The sequence below is a fragment of the Streptomyces sp. NPDC087300 genome (assembly GCF_044744425.1).
Lineage (GTDB): Bacteria > Actinomycetota > Actinomycetes > Streptomycetales > Streptomycetaceae > Streptomyces.
In genome coordinates this window covers 367750-390684 of record NZ_JBIUYI010000003.1, presented here as the reverse complement: position 1 = coordinate 390684, position 22935 = coordinate 367750, and the positions used below count along the sequence as shown (strand labels likewise).

Annotated in this window: 18 protein-coding genes; 16 read left to right on the top strand and 2 right to left on the bottom strand. The window is 71.5% G+C overall.

Going from position 1 to position 22935, the window contains the following annotated elements; genetic code table 11:
• Window positions 1-7: 7 nt before the first annotated feature.
• Complete coding sequence (locus tag ACIO9J_RS12545) at window positions 8-1930, bottom strand: molybdopterin oxidoreductase family protein (RefSeq protein ID WP_401996801.1); 1923 nt, start codon at window positions 1928-1930, stop codon at window positions 8-10.
• Between the two features lie 19 nt (window positions 1931-1949).
• Window positions 1950-2921 (bottom strand): 2-dehydropantoate 2-reductase, encoded by a 972-nt coding sequence (locus tag ACIO9J_RS12540; RefSeq protein ID WP_401996798.1) that lies wholly within the window; start codon window positions 2919-2921, stop codon window positions 1950-1952.
• A gap of 230 nt (window positions 2922-3151) precedes the next feature.
• On the opposite strand from ACIO9J_RS12540, the gene ACIO9J_RS12535 reads away from it, so the two are divergent.
• The 16 genes from ACIO9J_RS12535 (at window position 3152) to ACIO9J_RS12460 (ending at window position 22930) form a co-directional block, all read left to right on the top strand.
• Window positions 3152-4498: an OFA family MFS transporter gene (locus ACIO9J_RS12535; RefSeq protein ID WP_401996795.1), complete on the top strand. Its 1347-nt coding sequence runs from the start codon at window positions 3152-3154 to the stop codon at window positions 4496-4498.
• A 227-nt stretch (window positions 4499-4725) separates the two neighbouring features.
• Entirely contained in the window at window positions 4726-5673 is a 948-nt protein-coding gene (locus tag ACIO9J_RS12530) for a beta-ketoacyl-ACP synthase III (RefSeq protein WP_401996792.1), read from the top strand.
• Window positions 5674-5800: 127 nt separating this feature from the next.
• Window positions 5801-6478, top strand: coding sequence for a GntR family transcriptional regulator (locus ACIO9J_RS12525; RefSeq protein WP_401996789.1), 678 nt, complete (start codon window positions 5801-5803; stop codon window positions 6476-6478).
• A 120-nt stretch (window positions 6479-6598) separates the two neighbouring features.
• Window positions 6599-7165 (top strand): GNAT family N-acetyltransferase, encoded by a 567-nt coding sequence (locus tag ACIO9J_RS12520; protein ID WP_401996786.1) that lies wholly within the window; start codon window positions 6599-6601, stop codon window positions 7163-7165.
• A 238-nt stretch (window positions 7166-7403) separates the two neighbouring features.
• Entirely contained in the window at window positions 7404-8585 is a 1182-nt protein-coding gene (locus ACIO9J_RS12515) for an ROK family protein (RefSeq protein WP_401996783.1), read from the top strand.
• Window positions 8586-8757: 172 nt separating this feature from the next.
• Entirely contained in the window at window positions 8758-10287 is a 1530-nt protein-coding gene (locus ACIO9J_RS12510) for a sugar ABC transporter ATP-binding protein (RefSeq protein ID WP_401996781.1), read from the top strand.
• Window positions 10284-11303, top strand: a complete 1020-nt coding sequence (locus ACIO9J_RS12505) for an ABC transporter permease (RefSeq protein ID WP_401996778.1) — start codon at window positions 10284-10286, stop codon at window positions 11301-11303. The genes ACIO9J_RS12510 and ACIO9J_RS12505 overlap by 4 nt, the downstream gene beginning before the upstream one ends.
• Before the next feature lie 16 nt (window positions 11304-11319).
• Window positions 11320-12360, top strand: coding sequence for a substrate-binding domain-containing protein (locus tag ACIO9J_RS12500; RefSeq protein ID WP_401996775.1), 1041 nt, complete (start codon window positions 11320-11322; stop codon window positions 12358-12360).
• A gap of 48 nt (window positions 12361-12408) precedes the next feature.
• Window positions 12409-13614, top strand: coding sequence for a Gfo/Idh/MocA family protein (locus tag ACIO9J_RS12495; protein ID WP_401996772.1), 1206 nt, complete (start codon window positions 12409-12411; stop codon window positions 13612-13614).
• 12 nt (window positions 13615-13626) lie between these two features.
• A complete protein-coding gene (locus ACIO9J_RS12490) occupies window positions 13627-14625 on the top strand; it encodes a sugar phosphate isomerase/epimerase family protein (RefSeq protein ID WP_401996769.1) in 999 nt (332 codons plus the stop codon).
• A 194-nt stretch (window positions 14626-14819) separates the two neighbouring features.
• Window positions 14820-17294: a PQQ-dependent sugar dehydrogenase gene (locus ACIO9J_RS12485; protein ID WP_401996766.1), complete on the top strand. Its 2475-nt coding sequence runs from the start codon at window positions 14820-14822 to the stop codon at window positions 17292-17294.
• A gap of 16 nt (window positions 17295-17310) precedes the next feature.
• Window positions 17311-18705 carry a ThuA domain-containing protein gene (locus ACIO9J_RS12480; protein WP_401996763.1) on the top strand — a complete coding sequence of 465 codons (1395 nt, stop codon included), beginning with the start codon at window positions 17311-17313 and terminating at the stop codon, window positions 18703-18705.
• Window positions 18706-18919: 214 nt separating this feature from the next.
• Entirely contained in the window at window positions 18920-20065 is a 1146-nt protein-coding gene (locus ACIO9J_RS12475; RefSeq protein ID WP_401996760.1) for an inositol-3-phosphate synthase, read from the top strand.
• Entirely contained in the window at window positions 20062-21300 is a 1239-nt protein-coding gene (locus tag ACIO9J_RS12470) for an SCO3242 family prenyltransferase (RefSeq protein ID WP_401996758.1), read from the top strand. Before ACIO9J_RS12475 ends, ACIO9J_RS12470 begins: the two co-directional genes overlap by 4 nt.
• Window positions 21297-22271: a sugar phosphate isomerase/epimerase family protein gene (locus ACIO9J_RS12465; RefSeq protein WP_401996755.1), complete on the top strand. Its 975-nt coding sequence runs from the start codon at window positions 21297-21299 to the stop codon at window positions 22269-22271. The genes ACIO9J_RS12470 and ACIO9J_RS12465 overlap by 4 nt, the downstream gene beginning before the upstream one ends.
• On the top strand, window positions 22268-22930 hold the full coding sequence (locus tag ACIO9J_RS12460; RefSeq protein WP_401996753.1) for an EboA domain-containing protein: 663 nt from the start codon (window positions 22268-22270) through the stop codon (window positions 22928-22930). Before ACIO9J_RS12465 ends, ACIO9J_RS12460 begins: the two co-directional genes overlap by 4 nt.
• Window positions 22931-22935 lie beyond the last annotated feature (5 nt).

Here is a 22935-nt window from a genome sequence, read left to right as displayed (position 1 = left end):
CCTCACCTCACCTCACGGACACGGTCAGCTTGTCGATCCGGATCGCCGACGCCTTGAACTCCGCCGTCCCCGCGATCGGACAGTTCGCCTCGATCGTCAGCTGGTTGGTGTCCACCTCGTCGGGAAAGTGCATGGTCATGAAGGCCAGACCGGGGCGCAGGCCGGGGTCGACCCAGACGGGGGCCGTCACCGTGCCGCGCCGTGAGGAGACCCTGACCTCCTCGCCCACCACGACGCCGTACCGTTCGGCGTCCTCCGGGCACAGCTCGACATACTCGCCGCGCCGCAGCGGAGAGGCGAAACTTCCGCTCTGCACACCGGTGTTGTAGGAGTCCAGGCGCCGGCCCGTGGTCAGCCGGATCGGATACGTCTCGTCGGTCAGGTCGACCGGCGGGTCGTGGACGACGAGGCCGAAGGGGGCCAGGGCGCCCCGGCGTTCGGGGTCCGGGTCCCACAACCTGCCGTGCAGGTAGGTCGGTTCGACGCGGTCCTCGTCGGGGCAGGGCCACTGGATGCCCTGGAGGGCTTCGAGACGGTCGTACGTCATGCCGTGGTGGTCGGGCGAGACGGACCGCAGCTCGTCCCAGACGGCCCGCGCGTCCGCGTACTTCCACTCGTGCCCGAGGAGCCCGGCCAGCTCGCAGATGATGTCGATGTCCTCGCGGGCCTCGCCGGGCGGCCGCACCGCCCTGCGCACCCGCTGCACCCGCCGCTCGCTGTTGGTCGTCGTGCCGTCGGTCTCCGCCCAGCCCGCGGTGGCGGGCAGGACGACGTCCGCCAGCTCGGCGGTCTTGGTGAGGAAGATGTCCTGCACGACGAGGAAGTCGAGGGCCCGCATGCGGCGCACGGCCTGCTCGCTGTCGGCCTCCGACTGCGCGGGGTTCTCGCCGATGCAGTAGACGGCCTTGAGCGTGCCCTCCTCCATCGCCTCGAACATCTCGGTGAGGGTGAGGCCGTAGCGGGGCTGGATGACGGTGTCCCACGCCGACTCGAACTTCAGCCGGGCGGCGGGGTCGAGGATGTCCTGGAAGCCGGGCAGACGGTTGGGGATGGCGCCCATGTCACCGCCGCCCTGCACGTTGTTCTGCCCGCGCAGCGGCTGCAACCCCGAGCCGAAGCGGCCCACGTGCCCGGTCAGCAGCGACAGGTTGATCAGGGCGCGCACGTTGTCCGTGCCGTTGTGGTGCTCGGTGATGCCGAGCGTCCAGCACAACTGGGCCCGCTCGGCCCGCGCGTAGGCGTGCGCCAACTCCCTTATCGCCGCGGCCGGTACGCCCGTCACCTTCTCGGCGAGCGACAGCGTCCACGGCTCGACCAGGGCCGCGTAGTCGTCGAAGCCCGTCGTCGCCCGCTCGATGAAAGCCCGGTTGGCGAGGCCCGCGTGGATGATCTCGCGGCCGATCGCGTGCGCCATCGGGATGTCCGTGCCGACGTTGAGACCGAGCCAACTCTCGGCCCACTCGGCGGTCTTGGTGCGGCGCGGGTCGACCGCGTACATCCGCGCGCCGTTCCTGATGCCGCGCAGCACGTGCTGGAAGAAGATCGGGTGCGCGAAGCGGGCGTTGGAGCCCCACATCACGACGAGGTCGGTGTGCTCCACCTCTTCGTACGAGGAGGTGCCGCCGCCCGAACCGAAGGCCGCGGAGAGGCCCGCGACGCTCGGCGCGTGACAGGTGCGGTTGCAGGAGTCGACGTTGTTGGTGCCCATCACGACCCGGGCGAACTTCTGCGCCACGTAGTTCATCTCGTTGGTCGCGCGGGCGCAGGAGAACATCCCGAAGGCGCCGCGGGCCGCGCCGAGCCCTGCCGCCGCGCGGGCCAGCGCCTCGTCCCAGGTGGCCCGGCGGAACGGCTCGTCGCGGGAGTCGCGGACCAGCGGGTGGGTGAGTCGGGTGTACGTCTTGGGGGTCCGGTCACGTTTCTTGCTCATGCGGCAGTCCTCATCGGCGTCATGCGGCTGTCCTCAGGGCGAGCAGGTCCGAGATGGCGTGCACGGTGCGCAGCGTCGGCACGGGGACACCGGTGATGTCCGCGAGCTCCACGACGGCGGCGAGCAGCACGTCCAGTTCGAGGGGCTTGCCGCGCTCCAGGTCCTGGAGGGTGGAGGTGCGGTGGTCACCGACGCGCTCGGCGCCCGCGAGCCGGCGCTCCACGGAGATGTCGGGCTCGCAGCCCAGGGCCGCGGCCACCGAGAGCGTCTCGGTCATCATGATCTCGATGACGCGCCGGGTGCCGCCGTGCAGGCACATCTCGCGCATCGTGGCGCGGGCGAGCGCGCTGATCGGGTTGAAGGAGATGTTGCCGAGCAGCTTGATCCAGATGTCGGCGCGGAGTTCGGGCTCGACCGGGCACTTGAGGCCGCCCGCCACCATGGCCTCGCTGAAGGCGGCGCAGCGCGCGGAGCGTGAGCGGTCCGGCTCGCCGACGGAGAACCTGGTGCCTTCCAAGTGGCGTACCACGCCGGGGTCTTCGAGTTCGGTGGCCGCGTACACCACGCAGCCGACGGCCCGTTCGGGCGCGAGCACCGCACTGACCGCGCCGCCCGGGTCGACGCTCTCGACGCGGTGTCCTTCGTGCGGGCCGCCGTGCCGGTGGAAGTACCACCAGGGGATGCCGTTCTGCGCGGCGACCACCGCGGTCGACTCGTGGAGCAGGGGCTCGATCAGCGGCCCGCACGCCGCGTACGAGTGGGCCTTCAGGCCCAGGAAGACGAAGTCGACAGGGCCGATGTCCGCCGGGTCGTCGGTGGCGTGGGCCCGCGCGGTGAAGTCGCCGCGCGGGCTGAGGACTCGTACTCCGTGCTGCCTCATGGCCGCCAAGTGGGGTCCACGGGCTACCAGATGGACGTCGGCACCCGCGCGGTGCAGCGCGGCTCCGACGTAGGCGCCGATCGCACCGGCACCGAGGACTGCGACTTTCACGGTGGGGCGCTCCGTTCGGTTGAGGGATCCGAGGAACGTGGGGGAGTGGGGGGAGTGCGTACGCCGTGGAGCGGGGGCCGCCGCGGGGGCCGTAGGGAGAAGACGTCTACGGAATATTGTCTACAGTATGGAAGTTGGGGCGGCAAGGGGCGCGGAGGACATTGCATACCGTCGACCGATCGTGTGAACCCCCTTCCCAACTCCGCCGTCGGTTCCTACCGTTCGGGATCATGAGGCCCCCCGTCGCACCCCCCGGCTGGAGCCGCTGGCTCGTGCCGCCCGCCGCCCTATCGGTGCATCTCTCCATCGGCCAGGCATACGCCTGGAGCGTCTTCAAACCGCCCCTCGAATCCGCCCTCGACCTCAGCGGCACCCAGAGCGCGCTGCCCTTCCAGCTCGGCATCGTGATGCTCGGCCTGTCCGCCGCGTTCGGCGGCACGCTCGTCGAGCGCAACGGACCGCGCTGGGCCATGACCGTCGCCCTCGTCTGCTTCTCCTCCGGCTTCCTGCTCGCCGCCCTCGGCGCCGCGACCGGCCAGTACTGGCTGATCGTGTTCGGCTACGGCTTCGTCGGCGGGATCGGCCTCGGCATCGGCTACATCTCCCCGGTCTCCACCCTGATCAAGTGGTTCCCCGATCGCCCCGGCATGGCCACCGGCATCGCGATCATGGGCTTCGGCGGCGGCGCGCTCATCGCCTCGCCGTGGTCGGCCCGGATGCTGGACTCCTTCGGCACCGACGGGCACGGCATCGCGCTCGCGTTCCTGGTGCACGGCCTGACGTACGCCGTCTTCATGTCGCTCGGTGTGTTCCTGGTGCGCGTGCCGCGTACGGAAGGAGCGCACCAGGCGGGCGGGCCCGGCGCGCTCGACGGGCCGCAGGTCTCCGCGCGCTCCGCCGTGCGCACCCCGCAGTTCTGGTGCCTGTGGGTGGTCCTGTGCATGAACGTGACCGCGGGCATCGGCATCCTGGAGAAGGCCGCCCCGATGATCACGGACTTCTTCGCGGACACCGCCACGCCCGTGTCCGTCTCCGCGGCGGCCGGCTTCGTCGCCCTGCTCTCGGCGGCCAACATGGCGGGACGCATCGGCTGGTCGTCGGCGTCCGACCTGATCGGCCGCAAGAACGTCTACCGGGTCTACCTCGGTGTCGGCGCGGTCATGTATCTCCTGATCGCGCGCTTCGGGGACGGCTCGAAGCCGCTCTTCGTCATCTGCGCGCTGGTGATCCTCTCGTTCTACGGCGGCGGCTTCGCGACCGTCCCCGCCTATCTCAAGGACCTCTTCGGGACCTACCAGGTCGGCGCCATCCACGGCAGGCTGCTCACCGCCTGGTCCACGGCGGGGGTCCTCGGACCGCTGATCGTGAACCGGGTCGCCGACCACCAGGAGGAGGCGGGCAAGCACGGCTCCGCGCTCTACGGCCTCTCCTTCACGATCATGATCGGCCTGCTCGTCGTGGGCTTCGTCGCCAACGAACTCGTCCGGCCCGTCCACCCCCGCCACCACGTGCCCGCCCCGAAGGAGGACCCCGATGGCCAGCACGACCCGCACGCCACAGAGCGCACCGCCCCCTAGCCGCCGCGCGCTGACCCTTTTCGCGTGGCTATGGGTGGGTATTCCGCTCGCCTACGGTCTCTACGAACTCGTACACAAGGCCACTCAGCTGTTCACCGGGTGACACGATGATGAGAAGCATCCAAACGAGGCGCGCCTTTCCTGTCACATTACGTACCCCGTTACTCGTCAGTCGCTGAGCAGACTGGAGGATCCCGCAGCTCCGGCAACACAAAGGGGATCCGTACATGCACGGCTCGCGCATCGTCGCCGTCGGCCACTATCAGCCCGCCAAGGTGCTCACCAACGCGGATCTGGCGGGGGTGGTCGACACCAGCGACGAGTGGATCCGCTCCCGGGTCGGCATCCGCACCCGCCACGTCGCGGGACCCGAGGAACCCGTCGACGAGCTGGCCGCGCACGCGGGCGGCAAGGCGCTGGCCGCCGCGGGCCTGACCCCGGACGCCATCGACCTGGTCCTGGTCGCCACCTCCACGGCCATCGACAGGTCGCCGAACATGGCGGCCCGGGTCTCCGCGCGGCTCGGCATCCCCTCGCCCTCCGCGATGGACCTCAACGTGGTCTGCGCGGGCTTCACGCACGCCCTCGCCACCGCCGACCACACGGTGCGGGCCGGGGCGGCGACCCGCGCGCTGGTCATCGGCGCGGACAAGATGTCGCAGGTCACCGACTGGACGGACCGCACCACCTGCGTCCTGACCGGTGACGGCGCGGGCGCCGCGGTGGTCGAGGCGTGCGGTCCCGGCGAGGAGCCCGGCATCGGTCCCGTCCTGTGGGGTTCGGTGCCCGAGATGGGCAACGCCGTCCGCATCGAGGGCACCCCGCCGCGCTTCGCCCAGGAGGGCCAGAGCGTCTACCGCTGGGCCACCACGCAGCTGCCGCCGCTGGCCCGCGCGGCCTGCGAGCGCGCCGGTCTCACCCCCGCCGACCTCGCGGGCGTGGTCCTGCACCAGGCGAACCTGCGCATCATCGAGCCGCTCGCCGAGCGCATCGGCGCCGTGAACGCGGTCGTCGCGCGCGATGTCGTCGACTCCGGCAACACCTCGGCCGCGAGCATCCCCATGGCCCTGTCCAAGCTGGTGGAGCGCGGCGAGATCAGGTCGGGCGACCCGGTGCTGCTCTTCGGCTTCGGCGGGAACCTGTCGTACGCGGGGCAGGTCGTGCGCTGTCCCTGAGCCGCGCCGCGCGTAGGCGACGGGAACGCGTCACGCGTGCGGGTGTGACGGGCTCAACTCCCCCTGGCACTGGCCCCTGTAGCTCGTAGACTGTAGACAAAAGGCAATCGTCGAGGAGGGGACCGCGATGTTGTCCACAGGACTGCCGCAGGGGGCGGTGCCCAAGCTCGAACGCCCCGGGCCGCTCAGGGAACGTGTCTACGAGGCGCTGCTCGAACTCATCACGACCCGCTCGCTCCAGCCGGGACAGCACCTCGTCGAGAGCGAGCTCGCCGGGCACCTGGGCGTCTCACGGCAGCCGGTCCGCGAGGCCTTGCAGCGCCTCAACACCGAGGGCTGGGTCGATCTGCGCCCCGCCCAGGGCGCCTTCGTGCACGAGCCGACCGAGGAGGAGGCGGACCAGCTCCTGACGGTCCGTACGCTCCTGGAGGCCGAGGCCGCCCGGCTCGCCGCCGCGAACGCCGGCACCGCGGGCATCTCCGCGCTCGACGAGCTCTGCGCCAAGGGCGAACAGGCCGTCGCCGACGGCGACGTGGACCAGGTGGTGACGCTCAACGCGGACTTCCACGCCAAGGTGATGGAACTCGCGGGCAACGTGGTGCTCGCCGAACTCGCCGGGCAGGTGGACCGCAGGGTCCGCTGGTACTACACGCCGGTCGCCCGGCAGCGCGGCAGCCAGTCCTGGATCGAGCACCGCGAACTGATCGCGGCGATCGCCGGGCGCGACGAACAGCGGGCCACCGACATCATGCGCGCCCACACGGAACACACCCGCAGGACGTACCACCAGCGCGACCGGGGCTGAGCCCGGCAGGCCGGAACGCGCGCACCGCTCCGACCGTTCTTCCGGAGGGAGATCCGGCGACAGGGTGGGAGAGGCGACGTGACCAGCGACGTGAGCAGCACGAACCATCGCATACGGCCCGTGATCAGCGAAGACGTCCCGACGGCCGTCAGGACGCTGGCGCGGGCCTTCGCCGACTACCCCTTCACCCGGCACGTGGTCGACGCCGACGGCCACGAGGAGCGCGTCCGCCGCTTCCAGGAAATCTTCCTCACCCGCATCGGGATGGTCTACGGGCGCGTCTGGGTCGCGGGAGCCGGGCGGGCGGTGGCCGTGTGGACCACGCCCGAGCGCGACCCCGGGCCCGGCTTCGCCGCCGTGGGGCCGCTGATCGGCGAGCTCGCCGGTTCCCGCGCGGCCTGGTTCGATGCGGCCGACCGCGCGCTGCGGCCGCTCCGCCCGCGGCGTCCCGTGTGGTTCCTCGCCACGGTCGGCGTGGACCCCGACGCGCAGGGCCAGGGCCTGGGCCGCGCGGTGATCAGGCCCGGCATCGAGGCGGCCGACCGCGCGGGTTACCCCGCCTTCCTGGAGACGTCGACCGAGCGCAACGTGGCGTTCTACGAGCGGCTCGGCTTCGCCGTCACCGCGGAGATCAACCTGCCGGGCAACGGCCCGCGCACGTGGTGCATGCTCCGCGAACCCAGGTAGGGATCGGGAGCACAGGGCTTCGCAGGGGCGTCTCCAGAGCCGTCCCCGCGGCGCCGTCCGCCCACCTTTGTCCTGTGACTGGAGAAAGTCATGGGTAATTCCCGCGCAACTTCTTCCCACCCCCGGCAGGCACTGCTACGTTCCCCTCGAAAGCTTGAAGGAGGCCCGAAGGCAACGGCGTTGTCGAAGGGCGTGGAGAACTGGCAGCCCGAAGAGGCGGGAGGGGCGCGTGAGACGTATGACGGCTCGACCCGCCAACGCGCACCAGGCGCGATTGTTGCGGCTCTTGCGTGACGGGGGACCCAACTCCCGTGCCCAGCTGGGCGATCAGGTCGACCTCTCCCGGTCGAAGCTGGCCGTCGAGGTGGACCGGCTCCTGGAGACCGGACTCGTGGTCGCCGACGGACTCGCCGCCTCGCGCGGCGGCCGCCGCTCCCACAACATCCGCCTCGCCCCCGCCCTCCGCTTCCTCGGCGTGGACATCGGCGCGACCTCGATCGACGTCGCGGTCACCAACGCCGAGCTGGAGGTGCTCGGGCACATCAACCAGCCCATGGACGTGCGCGAAGGCCCGGTCGCGGTCTTCGAGCAGGTCCTCGCCATGGCGGCCAAACTGAAGGCCACCGGGCTCGCGGAAGGGTTCGACGGCGCCGGGATCGGCGTCCCCGGGCCCGTCCGCTTCCCCGAGGGCGTACCGGTCGCCCCGCCGATCATGCCGGGATGGGACGGCTTCCCCGTACGGGAGGCCCTCAGCCAGGACCTGGGCTGTCCCGTCATGGTCGACAACGACGTGAACCTCATGGCGATGGGGGAGCAGCACGCGGGCGTCGCACGCTCCGTGGGCGACTTCCTCTGCGTCAAGATCGGTACCGGCATCGGCTGCGGCATCGTCGTCGGCGGCGAGGTCTACCGCGGTACGACGGGCAGCGCCGGCGACATCGGCCACATCCAGGCCGAACCGGACGGACGCCCCTGCGCCTGCGGCAACAAGGGCTGCCTGGAGGCCTACTTCAGCGGCGCGGCGCTCGCCCGCGACGCCGAGGAGGCGGCCAGGGAGGGACGTTCGGCGGAGCTCGCCGCGCGGCTCGACGAGGCGGGGCGGCTCAGCGCCGTCGACGTCGCGGCGGCCGCCGCCGCGGGGGACGCCACCGCGCTCGACCTCATCCGGGCGGGCGGCAACCGCACCGGGCAGGTCATCGCGGGGCTCGTCAGCTTCTTCAACCCCGGTCTCGTGGTGATCGGCGGCGGGGTGACCGGCCTCGGCCACACGCTGCTCGCCGCCATTCGCACCCAGGTCTACCGCCAGTCGCTGCCCCTGGCGACCGGCAACCTCCCCATCGTGCTCGGCGAGTTGGGGCCGACCGCCGGAGTCATCGGCGGCGCCCGGCTCATCAGCGACCACCTGTTCTCCCCGGCCTGACCTCCCCCGGCCCGGCCGCTACACCCGCACGCGCCCCGCGCACGCGGCACCACCACACCAGCACCGGTTACGCGCGCGGCGGCGCCGCGCCCGGAAACACCCCACCCAGCACAGCGCCCTGCTCTGCCCTGCCCTGAAACCGGCACGCACGCACCTGCCTAGGGGAACCGTCATGGCACCAGAACCACCCCTGCTCACCATGTCCGGCATCACCAAGTCGTTCCCCGGAGTCCGCGCCCTGGACGGCGTCGACCTCCAGGTCCTGGCGGGCGAAGTGCACTGCCTCCTCGGCCAGAACGGCGCCGGGAAGTCCACTCTCATCAAGGTCCTCGCGGGTGTCCACCAGCCCGACGACGGAGAGATCGCCTGGCGCGGGGAGCGCACCACGCTCCGCTCGCCGATCGCCGCCATGCGGCGCGGCATCGCCACCATCTACCAGGAACTCGACCTGGTGGAGGGGCTGTCCGTCGCCGAGAACGTGTACCTCGGGCACGAGCCGACGTCCGCCGGATTCGTGGTCCGCGGCCGCGCGGCCAGAGCCTCAACTGCCGCTCTCCTCAAGCGACTTGGCCATGGCGAGATCGACCCGGGGCGGCTCGTGGGTGACTTCTCCGCCGCCCAGCAGCAGATTGTCTCGATGGCCCGCGCGCTCTCCCACGAGGTGCGGCTCATCGTCATGGACGAGCCGTCCGCGGCCCTCGACCCCGACGAGGTCGACAACCTCTTCCGCATCGTCACCGACCTCACGGCGGACGGCGTCGCCGTCGTCTACATCTCCCACCGCCTCGAAGAGATCCGCCGCATCGGCGACCGGGTCACCGTCCTCAAGGACGGACGCGCCGTCGCGGGCGGCCTGCCCGCCAAGAGCACGCCGACCAAGGACGTGGTGGCGATGATGACGGGCCGCAACGTCGAGTACGTCTTCCCGGAGAGGCCCGTCCGAGACGCCGCCCAACAGGATTCGCCCGAACCGGTGTTGAACGTGCGCGGCCTCGCGCGGGACGGCGAGTTCGCGGCGCTCGACCTCGATCTGCGCCCCGGCGAGATCGTGGGCCTGGCCGGACTCGTCGGCTCGGGGCGCTCCGAGATCCTGGAGACGATCTACGGTGCGCGCAAGCCGAGCGCGGGTCAAGTCGCGGTGGAGGGGCGGGTGTTGCGGCCCGGCAGCGTGCGCGCGGCCGTCCGTGCGGGGCTCGGGCTCGCCCCCGAGGAACGCAAGGCGCAGGCCCTGCTGATGCTGGAGTCCGTCACCCGCAACGTGTCGGTCTCCTCCATGTCCCGATTCTCGCGCGGCGGTTGGCTCGACCGTGGTGAAGAGCGCGCGGCCGCGCACGCCGCGACACGCGAACTGTCCCTGCGCCCCGACGATCCGTCCGTCCCCGTGCGCACCCTGTCCGGCGGTAACCAGCAGAAGGCCGTCCTGGCCCGCTGGCTGCTGCGCGGCTGCCGCGTCCTGCTGCTCGACGAGCCGACCAGGGGCGTCGACGTCGGGGCCCGCGCCGAGCTCTACGCGGTGATCCGCCGCCTGGCCGACGAGGGCCTCGCCGTCCTCATGGTCTCCAGCGAGGTGCCCGAGGTGCTCGGCCTCGCCGACCGCGTCCTGGTCCTCCGCGAGGGCCGCGTCGTGCACACCGCGCCCGCCCGTGACCTCGACGAACACCGCGTACTCGACCTCGTACTCGAAGGGAGCCCGGCGGCATGACCCAGCCAGCCCCGGCGGCCGAGGCCGCCACCCGCAAGAGCACCCCCGCCGACGGCGGACGGCCGTGGCGCAGCAAGCTGGTCCGCTTCGACGTGCGCACGTTCTCGTTGCTCGGCGTGCTCGTCGCGCTGATCGTGATCGGCGGGATCACCCAGCCCGACTCGTTCCTCGACACCGACAACGTGCAACTGGTCCTCACCCAGGCCTCCGTCATCGGTGTCGTCACCGTCGGCATGACGTTCGTGATCATCTCCGGTGGCATCGACCTGTCGGTCGGCGCGATCGTCGCGCTGGCCTCGGTGTGGGCGACGACGGTGGCCACCCAGGAGTACGGCTTCGCCGGCATCCTGTTCACGGCCGTCATCGTCGGCATGGGATGCGGCCTGGTGAACGGCCTGCTCATCGCGTACGGCGGGGTGGTGCCGTTCATCGCCACCCTCGCCATGCTGGCCTCGGGCCGCGGCCTCGCGCTCCAGATCACCGACGGCAAGACCCAGATGGTCACCGTGGACAGCGTCCTGGACCTGGGCCTGCGCGACTCCTACGTCCTCGGCATCCCGCCGCTCGTCCTGGTCTTCGCCGGTGTCACCGTGATCGGCTGGCTGCTCCTGAACCGCACCACCTTCGGCCGCCGCTCCGTGGCGGTCGGCGGCAACGCGGAGGCGGCGCGCCTGGCCGGCATCGACGTCCGCAGGCAGCGCCTCTACCTCTATCTGCTCTCCGGGCTGTGCTGCGGCATCGCGGCCTTCCTCCTGATCGTCCTGGCCGGCTCGGGCCAGAACACCAACGGCAACCTCTACGAGCTGGACGCCATCGCCGCGGCGATCATCGGCGGCACCCTGCTGAGCGGCGGTCGCGGCACCATCATCGGCTCCGTGCTCGGCGTGCTGATCTTCACCACGATCCAGAACATCTTCGCCCTCAACAACCTGGAGACCGCGACCCAGCAGATCGCCAAGGGCGCGATCATCGTCGCCGCGGTGCTCGTCCAACGACGTACGGCCACCACCTCTTGAGCTGAGGAGTTCACCCATGCCATCCCACACGAGCCGCAGAGGGCTCCTGTTCGGAGCCGCCGCCCTGTCGGGCGGAGCACTCCTCGCGGGCTGCACCAGCAACGAGTCCAAGGACGAGGACACGGGCGACAAGGAACAGCGGGTCGCCGACGACAAGCCGGGCAAGGAGGTCACCATCGGCTTCGCGGGCCCGCAGGCCGACCACGGCTGGCTCAACGCGATCAACGACAACGCCAAGAACCGGGCGAAGAAGTACCAGGACGTCACCCTGGAGTCCACCGAGGGCTCCAACGACACCGCGGCCCAGATCGGCCAGGTCGAGACGCTGATCAACAAGAAGGTCGACGTCCTGGTGATCCTGCCGGCCGACGGCAAGGCGCTCACCCAGGTCGGCCTGAAGGCCATGAAGGCGGGCATCCCCGTCGTCAACCTCGACCGGGTCTTCGCGTCCCCGCAGGCGTACCGCTGCTGGATCGGCGGCGACAACTACGGCATGGGCCTCAACGCCGGGCACTACATCGGCGAGAAGCTCAAGGACAAGAAGAACGCCAAGGTCGTGGAGCTGGCGGGCCTGGACAACCTGGAGCTGACCAAGCAGCGCAGCAAGGGCTTCGACGACGCGCTGAAGAACTACCCGAACATCAAGAAGGTCGCCCGCCAGGCCGCCGACTTCACCGTCGAGTCGGGCCAGCAGAAGATGGCCCAACTGCTCCAGGCGCAGAAGAACTTCGACGCGCTGTGGAATCACGACGACGACCAGGGCGTGGGCGCCCTGCGGGCCATCAAACAGGCGGGCCGCGACGACTTCCTGATGGTCGGCGGCGCGGGCGCGCTCTCCGCCTTCCAGGCCATCAAGGCCGACGACGGCGTCCTGAAGGCCACCGTCCTCTACCCGCCCACGATGGCCGCGTCCGCGATCGACCTGGCGCGCGCGCTCGGGCAGAGCAAGGGCGTCAGCGGCATGGCGGAGTTCGAGATCCCGTCCTTCGTCACCTGCTACTCGGCCGTCGTCGACAAGGACAACGTCGAGCAGTACATGCCCACCGGCTTCAAGTGATGTGCCCGTTAGGACCCCCCACCGAGCGTCGACGAGGAGGAGTACCGCATGCGTGAGACGGAACCCGAGGCGGGGAAGCGGCAGTTGGGGGTGGGCATGGTCGGCTACGCGTTCATGGGTGCCGCCCACTCCCAGGGCTGGCGCACCGTCGGGCGCGTCTTCGACCTGCCGGTCGAACCGGTGCTCACGGCCGTCTGCGGCCGCGACGGCGGCGCCGTGCGCGCCGCCGCCGACCGGCTCGGCTGGTCCGCGGCCGAGACCGACTGGCGCGCCCTGATCGCCCGGGACGACGTCGACATCGTCGACATCTGCACGCCCGGCGACAGCCATGCGGAGATCGCCGTCGCCGCGCTCGCGGCGGGCAAGCACGTGCTGTGCGAGAAGCCCCTGGCGAACACGGTGGAGGAGGCCGAGGGCATGGCCGAGGCCGCCGCGCTGGCCCGCGCCCGGGGGCAGGTGGCCATGGTCGGCTTCAACTACCGGCGGGTGCCCGCGCTCGCGCTCGCCCGCCGGATGGTCGCCGAGGGGCGCATCGGCGCGCTGCGGCACGTCCGTCTGACGTACCTTCAGGACTGGCTGGTCGACCCGGAGTTCCCGCTCACCTGGCGCCTCCTCAAGGAGCGCGCGGGCTCCGGGGCGCTCGGTGACCTCGGGGCGCACATCGTGGACCTCGCGCAGTACCTGGCGGGGGAGCAGGTGGCCGGGGTCTCCGCGCTCACCGAGACCTTCGTACGCGAACGGCCCCTGGTCGACGAGACGGCACAGGCGTCCGGCGGGCTCACGGCCGAGGGCGGCAGCAGGCGCGGCGCGGTCACCGTGGACGACGCGGCCGTCTTCACCGGCCGCTTCCCCTCCGGCGCGCTCGCCAGCTTCGAGGCGACCCGCTTCGCCACCGGGCGCAAGAACGCCCTGCGGCTCGAACTCAACGGCTCCAAGGGCTCGTTGGCGTTCGATCTGGAGCGGCTCAACGAGCTCTCCTTCCACGACCACGGCGAGCCCGCCGCGTCGGCCGGGTTCCGCCGCATCCTGGTGACCGAGCCCGACCACCCCTACCTGGACGCGTGGTGGCCGCCGGGCCACGGCCTCGGCTACGAGCACACCTTCGTGCACCAGGCCCGCGACCTGCTGCACGCGATCGCCACCGGCACCGAGCCCGCGCCCTCCTTCGCCGACGGGCTCTCGGTGCAGCGGGTGCTCGCCGCCGTGGAGGAGAGCGCGGCGAAGAACTCCGTCTACACGCCGATCCCCGCCTGAGGAGGCCGCGTCATGCCCCGTAGGTTCACGCTCTTCACCGGCCAGTGGGCCGACCTGCCGCTCGAAGAAGTCTGCTCGCTCGCCCGTGACTTCGGCTACGACGGCCTCGAACTCGCCTGCTGGGGCGACCACTTCGAGGTCGACAAGGCACTCGCCGACCCCGGCTATCTGGAGAGCAGGCACGCCCTGCTCGACAAGTACGGCCTCAAGTGCTGGGCGATCTCCAACCACCTGGTCGGCCAGGCCGTCTGTGACGCGATCATCGACGAGCGGCACCGGGCGATCCTGCCCGACCGCATCTGGGGCGACGGCGAGGGGGAGGGCGTGCGGCAGCGGGCCGCCGCCGAGATCAAGGACACCGCGCGGGCTGCGGCCGCGTTCGGCGTCGACACCGTCGTCGGCTTCACGGGATCGGCGATCTGGCACCTGGTCGCGATGTTCCCGCCGGCCCCCGAATCCATGATCGAGCGCGGCTACGAGGACTTCGCCGAGCGCTGGAACCCGATCCTGGACGTCTTCGACGCCGAGGGCGTCCGCTTCGCCCACGAGGTGCATCCGTCCGAGATCGCCTACGACTACTGGACCACGCACAAGGCGCTGGAAGCGGTCGGCCACCGGGCCGCCTTCGGGCTCAACTTCGACCCCTCGCACTTCGTGTGGCAGGACCTCGACCCGGTCGGCTTCCTCTACGACTTCCGCGACCGGATCTACCACGTGGACTGCAAGGAGGCCCGGCGCCGCCTGGACGGCCGCAACGGCAGGCTCGGCTCCCATCTGCCGTGGGGCGATCCGCGGCGCGGCTGGGACTTCGTGTCGGCGGGCCACGGCGACGTGCCGTGGGAGGACGTCTTCCGCATGCTGCGATCCATCGACTACCAGGGCCCGGTCTCGGTGGAGTGGGAGGACGCGGGCATGGACCGCCTCCAGGGCGCGCCGGAGGCGCTCAAGCACCTGAAGGCGTTCGACTTCGAGCCGCCGACTGCGTCGTTCGACGCGGCGTTCAACAGCTAGGCCGACCCCGGCCAGGGCCGCCACTTTGTCCTGCTCCAGGAAGAAGCTCAACTCCACTGCTGTGCAAACACTTTCGGCCCAAGACAAAGCTCGCTACCGTCCTTGAGATGTACAGGACATAGGACTCCGGGGTGACGGCGCACCCCGGCGCACGGAGCACCGCACGACACCCGCCCCCATCCGGAGGAACCCCCGTGCACAGGAAACGCCTGAGACTCCACAAAGCCCTCGCCCTGGCCACCGGCACGCTGCTCACCGGCGCCTCACTGGCCATCGCCGTACCCCAGGCGGGTGCCGTCCCCGCGGACCCGCCCACGAAGGCAGCCCCGGCCGCCGCCCCGGTCGCCGAGGACTTCCAGCAGGTCACCCTCGCCAAGGGCGCGCCGGAGACGGGCGAGCCGATGACGCTCACGGTGCTCCCCGACCGCTCGGTCCTGCACACCTCGCGCGACGGCACGCTCCGCCTCACCGACGCCGCGGGCAACACCAAGGTCGCCGGCAAGATACCGGTCTACTCGCACGACGAAGAGGGCCTCCAAGGCGTCGGCCTCGACCCGAAGTTCAGCGAGAACCGCGCGATCTACCTCTACTACGCGCCGCCGCTCGACACCCCCGCGGGCGACGCCCCGGAGAACGGCACCGCCGAGGACTTCAAGAAGTTCGACGGCGTCAACCGCCTCTCCCGCTTCGTCCTGAAGGCCGACGGCACCCTGGACAACGCCAGCGAGAAGAAGGTCCTCGACGTCCCCGCCAGCCGCGGCACCTGCTGCCACGTCGGCGGCGACATCGACTTCGACAAGGACGGCAACCTCTACCTCTCGACCGGCGACGACTCCAACCCCTTCGCCTCCGACGGCTTCACGCCCATCGACGAGCGCGCCAGCCGCAACCCCGCCTTCGACGCGCGGCGCAGCGCGGGCAACACCAACGACCTGCGCGGCAAGATCCTGCGCGTCAAGGTCGCCGACGACGGCTCCTACACGGTCCCGGACGGCAACCTCTTCGCCAAAGGCACCGAGAAGACCCGCCCCGAGATCTACGCGATGGGCTTCCGCAACCCCTTCCGGATGAGCGTCGACAAGCCGACGGGCATCGTCTACGTCGGTGACTACGGGCCCGACGCGGGCGCCGCCGACCCCAAGCGCGGACCCGCGGGCCAGGTCGAGTTCGCCCGGGTCACCAAGGCCGGCAACTTCGGCTGGCCCTTCTGCACCGGCAAGAACGACCCCTACGTCGACTACGACTTCGCCACCGGCACCTCCGGCGCCACCTTCGACTGCGCGGCGCCGAAGAACGAATCGCCGCACAACACCGGCCTGACCGACCTGCCGCCCGCGCAGGAGGCCTGGATCCCCTACGACGGCGGCTCCGTCCCCGAGTTCGGCAGCGGCTCCGAGTCCCCGATGGGCGGACCCGTCTACCGCTACGACGCCGCGAACACCTCCCCGGTGAAGTTCCCCGAGGCGTACGACGGTGACTTCTTCGCGGGTGAGTTCGGCCGGCGCTGGATCAAGCGCATCGAACAGGGCGCGGACGGCACCGTCTCCAAGATCAACCCGTTCCCGTGGACCGGCACCCAGGTGATGGACATGGAGTTCGGCCCCGACGGCGCGCTCTACGTCCTGGACTACGGCACCGCCTGGTTCGGCGGCGACGAGAACTCCGGCCTCTACCGCATCGAGAACGCCACCGAGGGCCACTCCCCGGTCGCCGAGGCCGCCGCGTCCGTGACCAGCGGCAAGGCCCCGCTGCGCACCAAGTTCACCGCGAAGGCCACGGACGCCGACGGCGGCACCCTGACCTACGCCTGGGACTTCGGCGACGGCGGCAAGTCGACCCAGCAGAACCCGACGTACACGTACAAGAAGAACGGCGTCTACACGGCGACCGTGACCGTCAAGGACTCCACAGGACGCACCGGATCGGCCAGCGCGCACCTCACCGTCGGCAACACCGCTCCCAAGGTCACGCTCGAACTCCCCGCAGACGGCCAGCTGTTCACCTTCGGCGACAAGGTGCCCTTCAAGGTGAAGGTGACCGACCCGGAGGACGGCGCGATCGACTGCACCAAGGTCAAGGTCACCCACATCCTCGGCCACGACAGCCACGGCCACCCCGTGACCTCGGCGAACGGCTGCTCCGGCACCATCCAGACCTCGGCCGATGGCGAGCACGACCCGAACGCCAACATCTTCGGGGTCTTCGACGCCGAGTACACCGACAAGGGCGCCAACGGACAGCCCGCGCTGACCACCCACGACCAGAACGTCGTCCAGCCCAAGCACCGCCAGGGCGAGCACTACGGCGACTCCAAGGGCGTCTCGATCGTCAATCACACCCCGGCGCACGGCGGCAAGACCGTCGGTGACATCCACAACGGCGACTGGATCTCCTTCAAGCCGTACGTCCTCGGCAACGCCACCAAGCTGACCGCGCGCGTCGCCTCCGCGGGCGCCGGCGGCACCCTGGAGGTCCGCAGCGGTTCGGCCGGCGGCAGGCTCCTGGGCAGCGCGAAGGTCACGCCGACCGGCTCGTGGGAGACGTACGCGGACGTCAGCACGGTCATCTCCAAGCCGCCGAAGACGACCACGACCCTGTTCTTCGTCTTCAAGGGCTCGGGCAGCGGAGCGCTCTACGACGTGGACGACTTCACCTTCACCACCAGCTGAGGAAGGGGCGAGCACCATGCGCAGACGCGCACGACTCATGACCGCGACCGCGGCGGCCGCACTCCTCATCGGGTGCGCGACGGGCCCCGCGGCCTCGAAACCGGGCCCGGACCGCGGCAAGGAGGGGGAGCGAGTCCTGGTCTTCTCCAAGACCGCGGGCTTCCGGCACGACTCCATCCCCACCGGCATCGCGACCGTCAAGGAACTCGGCGCCGCGGGCGGCTTCGCCGTCGACGCCACCGAGGATGCGGCCGCCTTCACCGCCAAGAACCTCGCCCGGTACGACGCCGTGGTCTGGCTCTCCACCACCGGTGACGTGCTGAACGCCGCACAGCAGTCGGCCTTCGAGAAGTACATCCGCGGCGGCGGCGCCTACGTCGGCGTGCACGCGGCGGCCGACACCGAGTACGACTGGCCCTTCTACGGGGGGCTCGCGGGCGCGTACTTCCAGTCGCACCCCGCGATCCAGCCCGCCAAGGTCCACGTGGAGGACCACGCGCACCCGGCCACGGCCCACCTGGGCACGGGCACCTGGGACCGCACCGACGAGTGGTACAACTACCGCGCCAACCCGCGGGACAAGGCCCGCGTCCTCGCCTCCCTCGACGAGTCGTCGTACAGCGGCGGCACGATGGCGGGCGACCATCCCATCGCCTGGTGCCAGAGCGACTACCAGGGCGGCCGCTCCTTCTACACCGGCGGCGGCCACACCAAGGAGTCCTACGCCGAACCGGCCTTCCGTCAGCACCTGCTCGGCGGCATCCGCTGGGCGGTCGGCGCGGTCCAGGCCGACTGCCGTCCGGAGAAGGGCTACACGCCGATCTTCGACGGCACGGCGGCCTCCCTGGACGGCTGGAAGCAGGCGGGCCCCGGCTCCTTCGCGCTGAAGGAGGAGGACGGGACACTGACGACCACCGGCGGGATGGGCATGCTCTGGTACGACCGGCGTGAGCTCGGCTCGTACTCGCTCAAGCTCGACTGGCGCATGGCCGGCGACGACAACTCCGGGATCTTCGTGGGCTTCCCGCCCTCCGACGACCCCTGGTCCGCCGTCGACAACGGCTACGAGATCCAGATCGACGCCACCGACGTCCCCGAGAAGACCACCGGCTCCGTCTACGGCTTCAAGTCCGCCGACCTCAAGCAGCGCGACAAGGCGCTCAACCCACCGGGGCAGTGGAACACCTACGAGATCCGCGTCGAGGGCGAACGCCTTCGCCTCTATCTCAACGGCGTGAAGATCAACGATTTCACCAACTCCGATCCGGCGCGCAGCCTGCGCCAAGGGCACATCGGCATCCAGAACCACGGTGACGCCGACGAGGTCTCCTTCCGCGACATCCGGCTGAAGGACCTGCCCGCACGCCACTCCGGTCCACCCGCTCCGGCCGACCCGGGCGCGGGTCGCTAGACGGCGGCGGGCGGAGGACGCCGGACCTCCGCCCGCCGTCTTGCCCCCTCTCCGCGCCATAGCCGCTCGATCGCGGCCGCGTGGCCGCATGACCCATAACCCCATCGCTCGACCGATCCGATGTTCCTCAGCTCCACTGATCCGATGTTCCTCAGCTCCATCGTTCGCCCGTTCGTCTGTTCGTCTGTTCTTTGAGCTATGGCAGGAGGCAGCCGTGTCCACAACCGCGCTCTCTACTTCTTCCGCCGGGACGCCATTGGTCGGCATCTGGCTCATCGGGGCGCGCGGTTCGGTCGCGACCACGACCGTCGCGGGCTGCGCGGCACTGGCGGCCGGGCTGCACGCGCCGACCGGCATGGTCACCGAGACACCCCCCTTCACGGACTGCGGCCTGCCAACGTTGTCCTCCCTCGTCTTCGGCGGCCACGACACCACGAGCTGCCCCCTGCCCAAACGCGCCGAGGAACTGGCCGCCGGCGGCGTCCTGCCGCACGGCCTCCCCTCCGCGGTCCGCGCCGAACTGGCCGCCGCCGACACCGAGATACGCCCCGGCGGACCCCTGCCCGGCGACACCCGCACCGACGAAGAGCTCATCGAAGCCTTCGCCGCCGACCTGCGCGACTTCGTACGCCGCCGGGGCCTGGCCCGCGCCGTCGTGGTGAACGTCGCCTCGACGGAACCCCTCCCCGCCGACGGCGACCCACGCCTGCCCGCCAGCACCCTCTACGCAGCGGCCGCGCTCCGAGCCGGCTGCCCCTACGTGAACTTCACCCCCTCGACCGGTCTGCACCATCCCGCACTCACCGAGGCCGCCCGCGCCTCCGCCCTGCCCCACGCCGGCCGCGACGGCAAGACCGGACAGACCCTGTTGCGCTCCGTGCTCGGCCCGATGTTCGCCCAGCGCGCGCTTGCCGTACGCGCCTGGTCCGGCACCAACCTCCTCGGCGGCGGAGACGGCGCGGCCCTCGCCGACCCGGCCGCCGCCGCGGCGAAGAACGCGGGCAAGGAACGCGTCCTCACCGACACCCTCGGCAGCACCCCCGAGGGCGAGGTCCACATCGACGACGTGCCGTCGCTCGGCGACTGGAAGACGGCCTGGGACCACATCGCCTTCGACGGCTTCCTCGGCACCCGCATGGTCCTCCAGACCACCTGGCAGGGCTGCGACTCGGCCCTCGCCGCTCCGCTGATCCTGGACCTGGCCCGCCTCGCCGCCCGCGCCCACGAACGCGGCCTGCGCGGCCCCCTCCCTTCCCTCGCCTTCTACTTCAAGGACCCCGACGACGGCTCGCCCGCCGCACTCGGCGAGCAGTACGCCCAGCTGCTCGACCTCGCCGAGTGCCTGCGGGAGACCCGATGAGCACCCCGCGAGACTGGGCCGAACTCCTGCGCCTCCCCGCCCTGTTCACCGTCCCCGGCGACGCTCTCGCCGGGGCGGCGGCCACCGGACTGCGCCCCAACCACCGCACCTTCCTCGCCATCGCCTCCTCCCTCTGCCTGTACGAAGCGGGCATGGCCCTCAACGACTGGGCCGACCGGGCGGACGACGCCGTCGAACGCCCCGAACGCCCCCTGCCCTCGGGCCGCATCACCCCACCCGCGGCCCTCGCCGCGGCGACGGCCCTCACCGCGACGGGCCTCACCCTGGCCTCCCGGGCCGGCCGCCCCGCCCTGACCACGGCCACCGCCCTGGCCGGCACGGTCTGGGCCTACGACCTGGGCCTCAAGCACACCCCCGCGGGCCCGGTGGCGATGGCGGCGGCACGGGGACTGGATCTGGTGTTGGGAGCGGTGGCTACGGGGGGTGGCGGCAGCTTGGGGCGTGGGCGTGAGGGGCGGCGTGGACTTGGACGCGGACTTGGACGCGGCGCGGGTTTGCGGTGGGCTGCCGGTGCCGGTGCCGGTGCCGGTGCCGGTGCCGGTGTGGGTGTGGGCGCCGGGCGTCGACAGGGCGGAGGTGCGGTGCCCCCTGCCGTGCTGTCGTCCGCCGGGGTGCTTGCCGCCCACACCCTGGCCGTCACCGCGGTCTCCCGCCGCGAGGCCCAGGGTGGCTCCACGGCGGCACCTCTCGCGGCACTCGCAGCGACCACGGTGCTGGCCCAGCGGGTGGGCCGGGGGCCGGTCACCGGCCGTCCCTCGGACCGACGCCTCCTCACACTCCCGGCAGGCCGACGGCCTGCAGCCACCTTCGGTCTGCCGGGCCCACGGGGCGCGTCGAGCCCACCGAATCCGCTGAACCGGCCGAGCGTGCCGAATCAGCCGAGCGTGCCGAATCAGCCGAGCGTGCCGAGTCTCCCCGGACTTGCTCCCGTGGCGCCGCTCACCGTCCGGAGCGCCGATCGAGGCACTGCCCTGCGCGCTCTGCGCGGCGCACTCACCGCCGCCTACGTCGGCACCGTCGCCAAGCCCCTGTTCCATGCCGTCCTCAACCCCTCACCTCCTCTCACCCAACGAGCCGTCGGCGGGGGGATCCGCGCCATGATCCCGTTGCAGGCCGCGCTGGCCGCCCGCGCGGGCGCCGCCGGAACCGCCCTCGTGACCGCCGCACTCGCCCCCGCGGCCCGCAAGTTCGCACGGAAGGTGAGCGTGACATGAGCGAATCCGACCCCAGGCGGACCGACACCGGGCCCAGCGGAGCCACGGCGCCCAACCGTGGCGAGGCCAGCCGTGGCACCGCGCCCGCCCGTGGCGAGGCCCACCGTGGCACCGCGCCCAACGGACTCCGCTTCGGCTACGGCACCAACGGACTCACCGATCTCCGCCTCGACGACGCCCTCGGTCTCCTCGCCGACCTCGGCTACGCGGGCGTCGGACTGACGCTCGACCACATGCACCTCGATCCCCTCGCCCCTGACCTCGCCGCCCGCACACGGCAGGTGGCCCGCCGACTCGACCGGCTCGGTCTCACCGCCACCGTCGAGACCGGCGCCCGCTATGTCCTCGACCCACGCCGCAAACACGGCCCCTCCCTCCTGGATCCGGATCCGGAACGGCGCGCCGACCGGGTCCGCCTGCTCATCAGGGCCGTCCGGGTCGCCGCCGACCTGGGCGCCCACGCCGTGCACTGCTTCAGCGGCATCACCCCAGAGGGCACGGACGACGACACCGCCTGGAAGCGCCTCGCCGATGCCCTCGGCCCGGTCCTCGACGCCGCGTCCGGCGCCGATGTCCCGCTCGCGATCGAGCCCGAACCCGGGCACCTCCTCTCCTCACTCGCCGACTTCCACCACCTCCGCCACGCCCTCGGCGACCCCGAACTCCTCGGCCTCACCCTGGACATCGGCCACTGTCAGTGCCTCGAACCGCTCCCTCCGGCCGACTGCGTCAAGGCCGCCGCACCCTGGCTGCGACACGTCCAGATCGAGGACATGCGCCGAGGCGTTCACGAACACCTGCCCTTCGGCGACGGCGAGATCGACTTCCCGCCCGTACTCGAAGCACTGGCCGCCACCGGCTACCAGGGACTGACCGTCGTCGAGCTGCCCCGGCACTCCCACGCGGGTCCCCAACTCGCCGCGCACTCCATCGACTTCCTGCGCCGCGCCGCCGAAGGAGGAACCCCGTGACCGAGGCCCCCGGAATCGCCGCCCTCCGCACCCGCCTCGAAGCCCAACTCGGCGGGGCCGCCCGCGCCTGGCTCGACCAGGCCACCGCTGAGGCCGACGCCGAAGCCGCCGCCTCCCGGGTCCCCAGGCAGGGCGGCCCCGCGCAAGGAGACGTGCCCACCTGGGAGCTGCGGTTCGCCGAGGCCGGCCGCCGCTGCGGCCCCGACCACGCCGACGCCGCACGCATCCTCCTCCTGCACACGGCCGCGGCCGACCCGGACACCCTCACCCGCGTCTACGCCCAGGGCACCGCCGCCGAACGCCGCGCCGTCCTGCACGCCCTGCCCCACCTGGTGCCGGGCCCCGAGGCGCTGCCCCTGGTCGAAGACGCCCTGCGCGCCAACGACACCCGCTTGGTCGCCGCGGCCGTCGGCCCCTACGCCGCCGCGCACCTCGCCCCGCACGACTGGCGCCACGCCGTTCTCAAGTGCCTGTTCACCGGCGTCCCCGTGGAGGCCGTCACCGATCTCGCACGGCGCGCCCACGGCGACGCCGAACTCGCCCGGATGCTCGGCGACTACGCGAACGAACGTACGGCAGCGGGCCGTCCCGTCCCCGTTGACCTGCACCGCGTCCTGGCCCTGACCGCCCCCACGGCTCCCTCGACCGGCGAGGAGTAGGAGTT

Excerpts from the sequence above, each read along its gene's own strand:
- ACIO9J_RS12545 (WP_401996801.1), bottom strand. The coding sequence starts at position 1,930 with ATGAGCAAGAAACGTGACCGGACCCCCAAGACGTACACCCGACTCACC.
- ACIO9J_RS12535 (WP_401996795.1), top strand. The coding sequence starts at position 3,152 with ATGAGGCCCCCCGTCGCACCCCCCGGCTGGAGCCGCTGGCTCGTGCCG.
- ACIO9J_RS12530 (WP_401996792.1), top strand. The coding sequence starts at position 4,726 with ATGCACGGCTCGCGCATCGTCGCCGTCGGCCACTATCAGCCCGCCAAG.
- ACIO9J_RS12525 (WP_401996789.1), top strand. The coding sequence starts at position 5,801 with ATGTTGTCCACAGGACTGCCGCAGGGGGCGGTGCCCAAGCTCGAACGC.
- ACIO9J_RS12515 (WP_401996783.1), top strand. The coding sequence starts at position 7,404 with ATGACGGCTCGACCCGCCAACGCGCACCAGGCGCGATTGTTGCGGCTC.
- ACIO9J_RS12510 (WP_401996781.1), top strand. The coding sequence starts at position 8,758 with ATGGCACCAGAACCACCCCTGCTCACCATGTCCGGCATCACCAAGTCG.
- ACIO9J_RS12505 (WP_401996778.1), top strand. The coding sequence starts at position 10,284 with ATGACCCAGCCAGCCCCGGCGGCCGAGGCCGCCACCCGCAAGAGCACC.
- ACIO9J_RS12500 (WP_401996775.1), top strand. The coding sequence starts at position 11,320 with ATGCCATCCCACACGAGCCGCAGAGGGCTCCTGTTCGGAGCCGCCGCC.
- ACIO9J_RS12495 (WP_401996772.1), top strand. The coding sequence starts at position 12,409 with ATGCGTGAGACGGAACCCGAGGCGGGGAAGCGGCAGTTGGGGGTGGGC.
- ACIO9J_RS12490 (WP_401996769.1), top strand. The coding sequence starts at position 13,627 with ATGCCCCGTAGGTTCACGCTCTTCACCGGCCAGTGGGCCGACCTGCCG.
- ACIO9J_RS12480 (WP_401996763.1), top strand. The coding sequence starts at position 17,311 with ATGCGCAGACGCGCACGACTCATGACCGCGACCGCGGCGGCCGCACTC.
- ACIO9J_RS12470 (WP_401996758.1), top strand. The coding sequence starts at position 20,062 with ATGAGCACCCCGCGAGACTGGGCCGAACTCCTGCGCCTCCCCGCCCTG.
- ACIO9J_RS12465 (WP_401996755.1), top strand. The coding sequence starts at position 21,297 with ATGAGCGAATCCGACCCCAGGCGGACCGACACCGGGCCCAGCGGAGCC.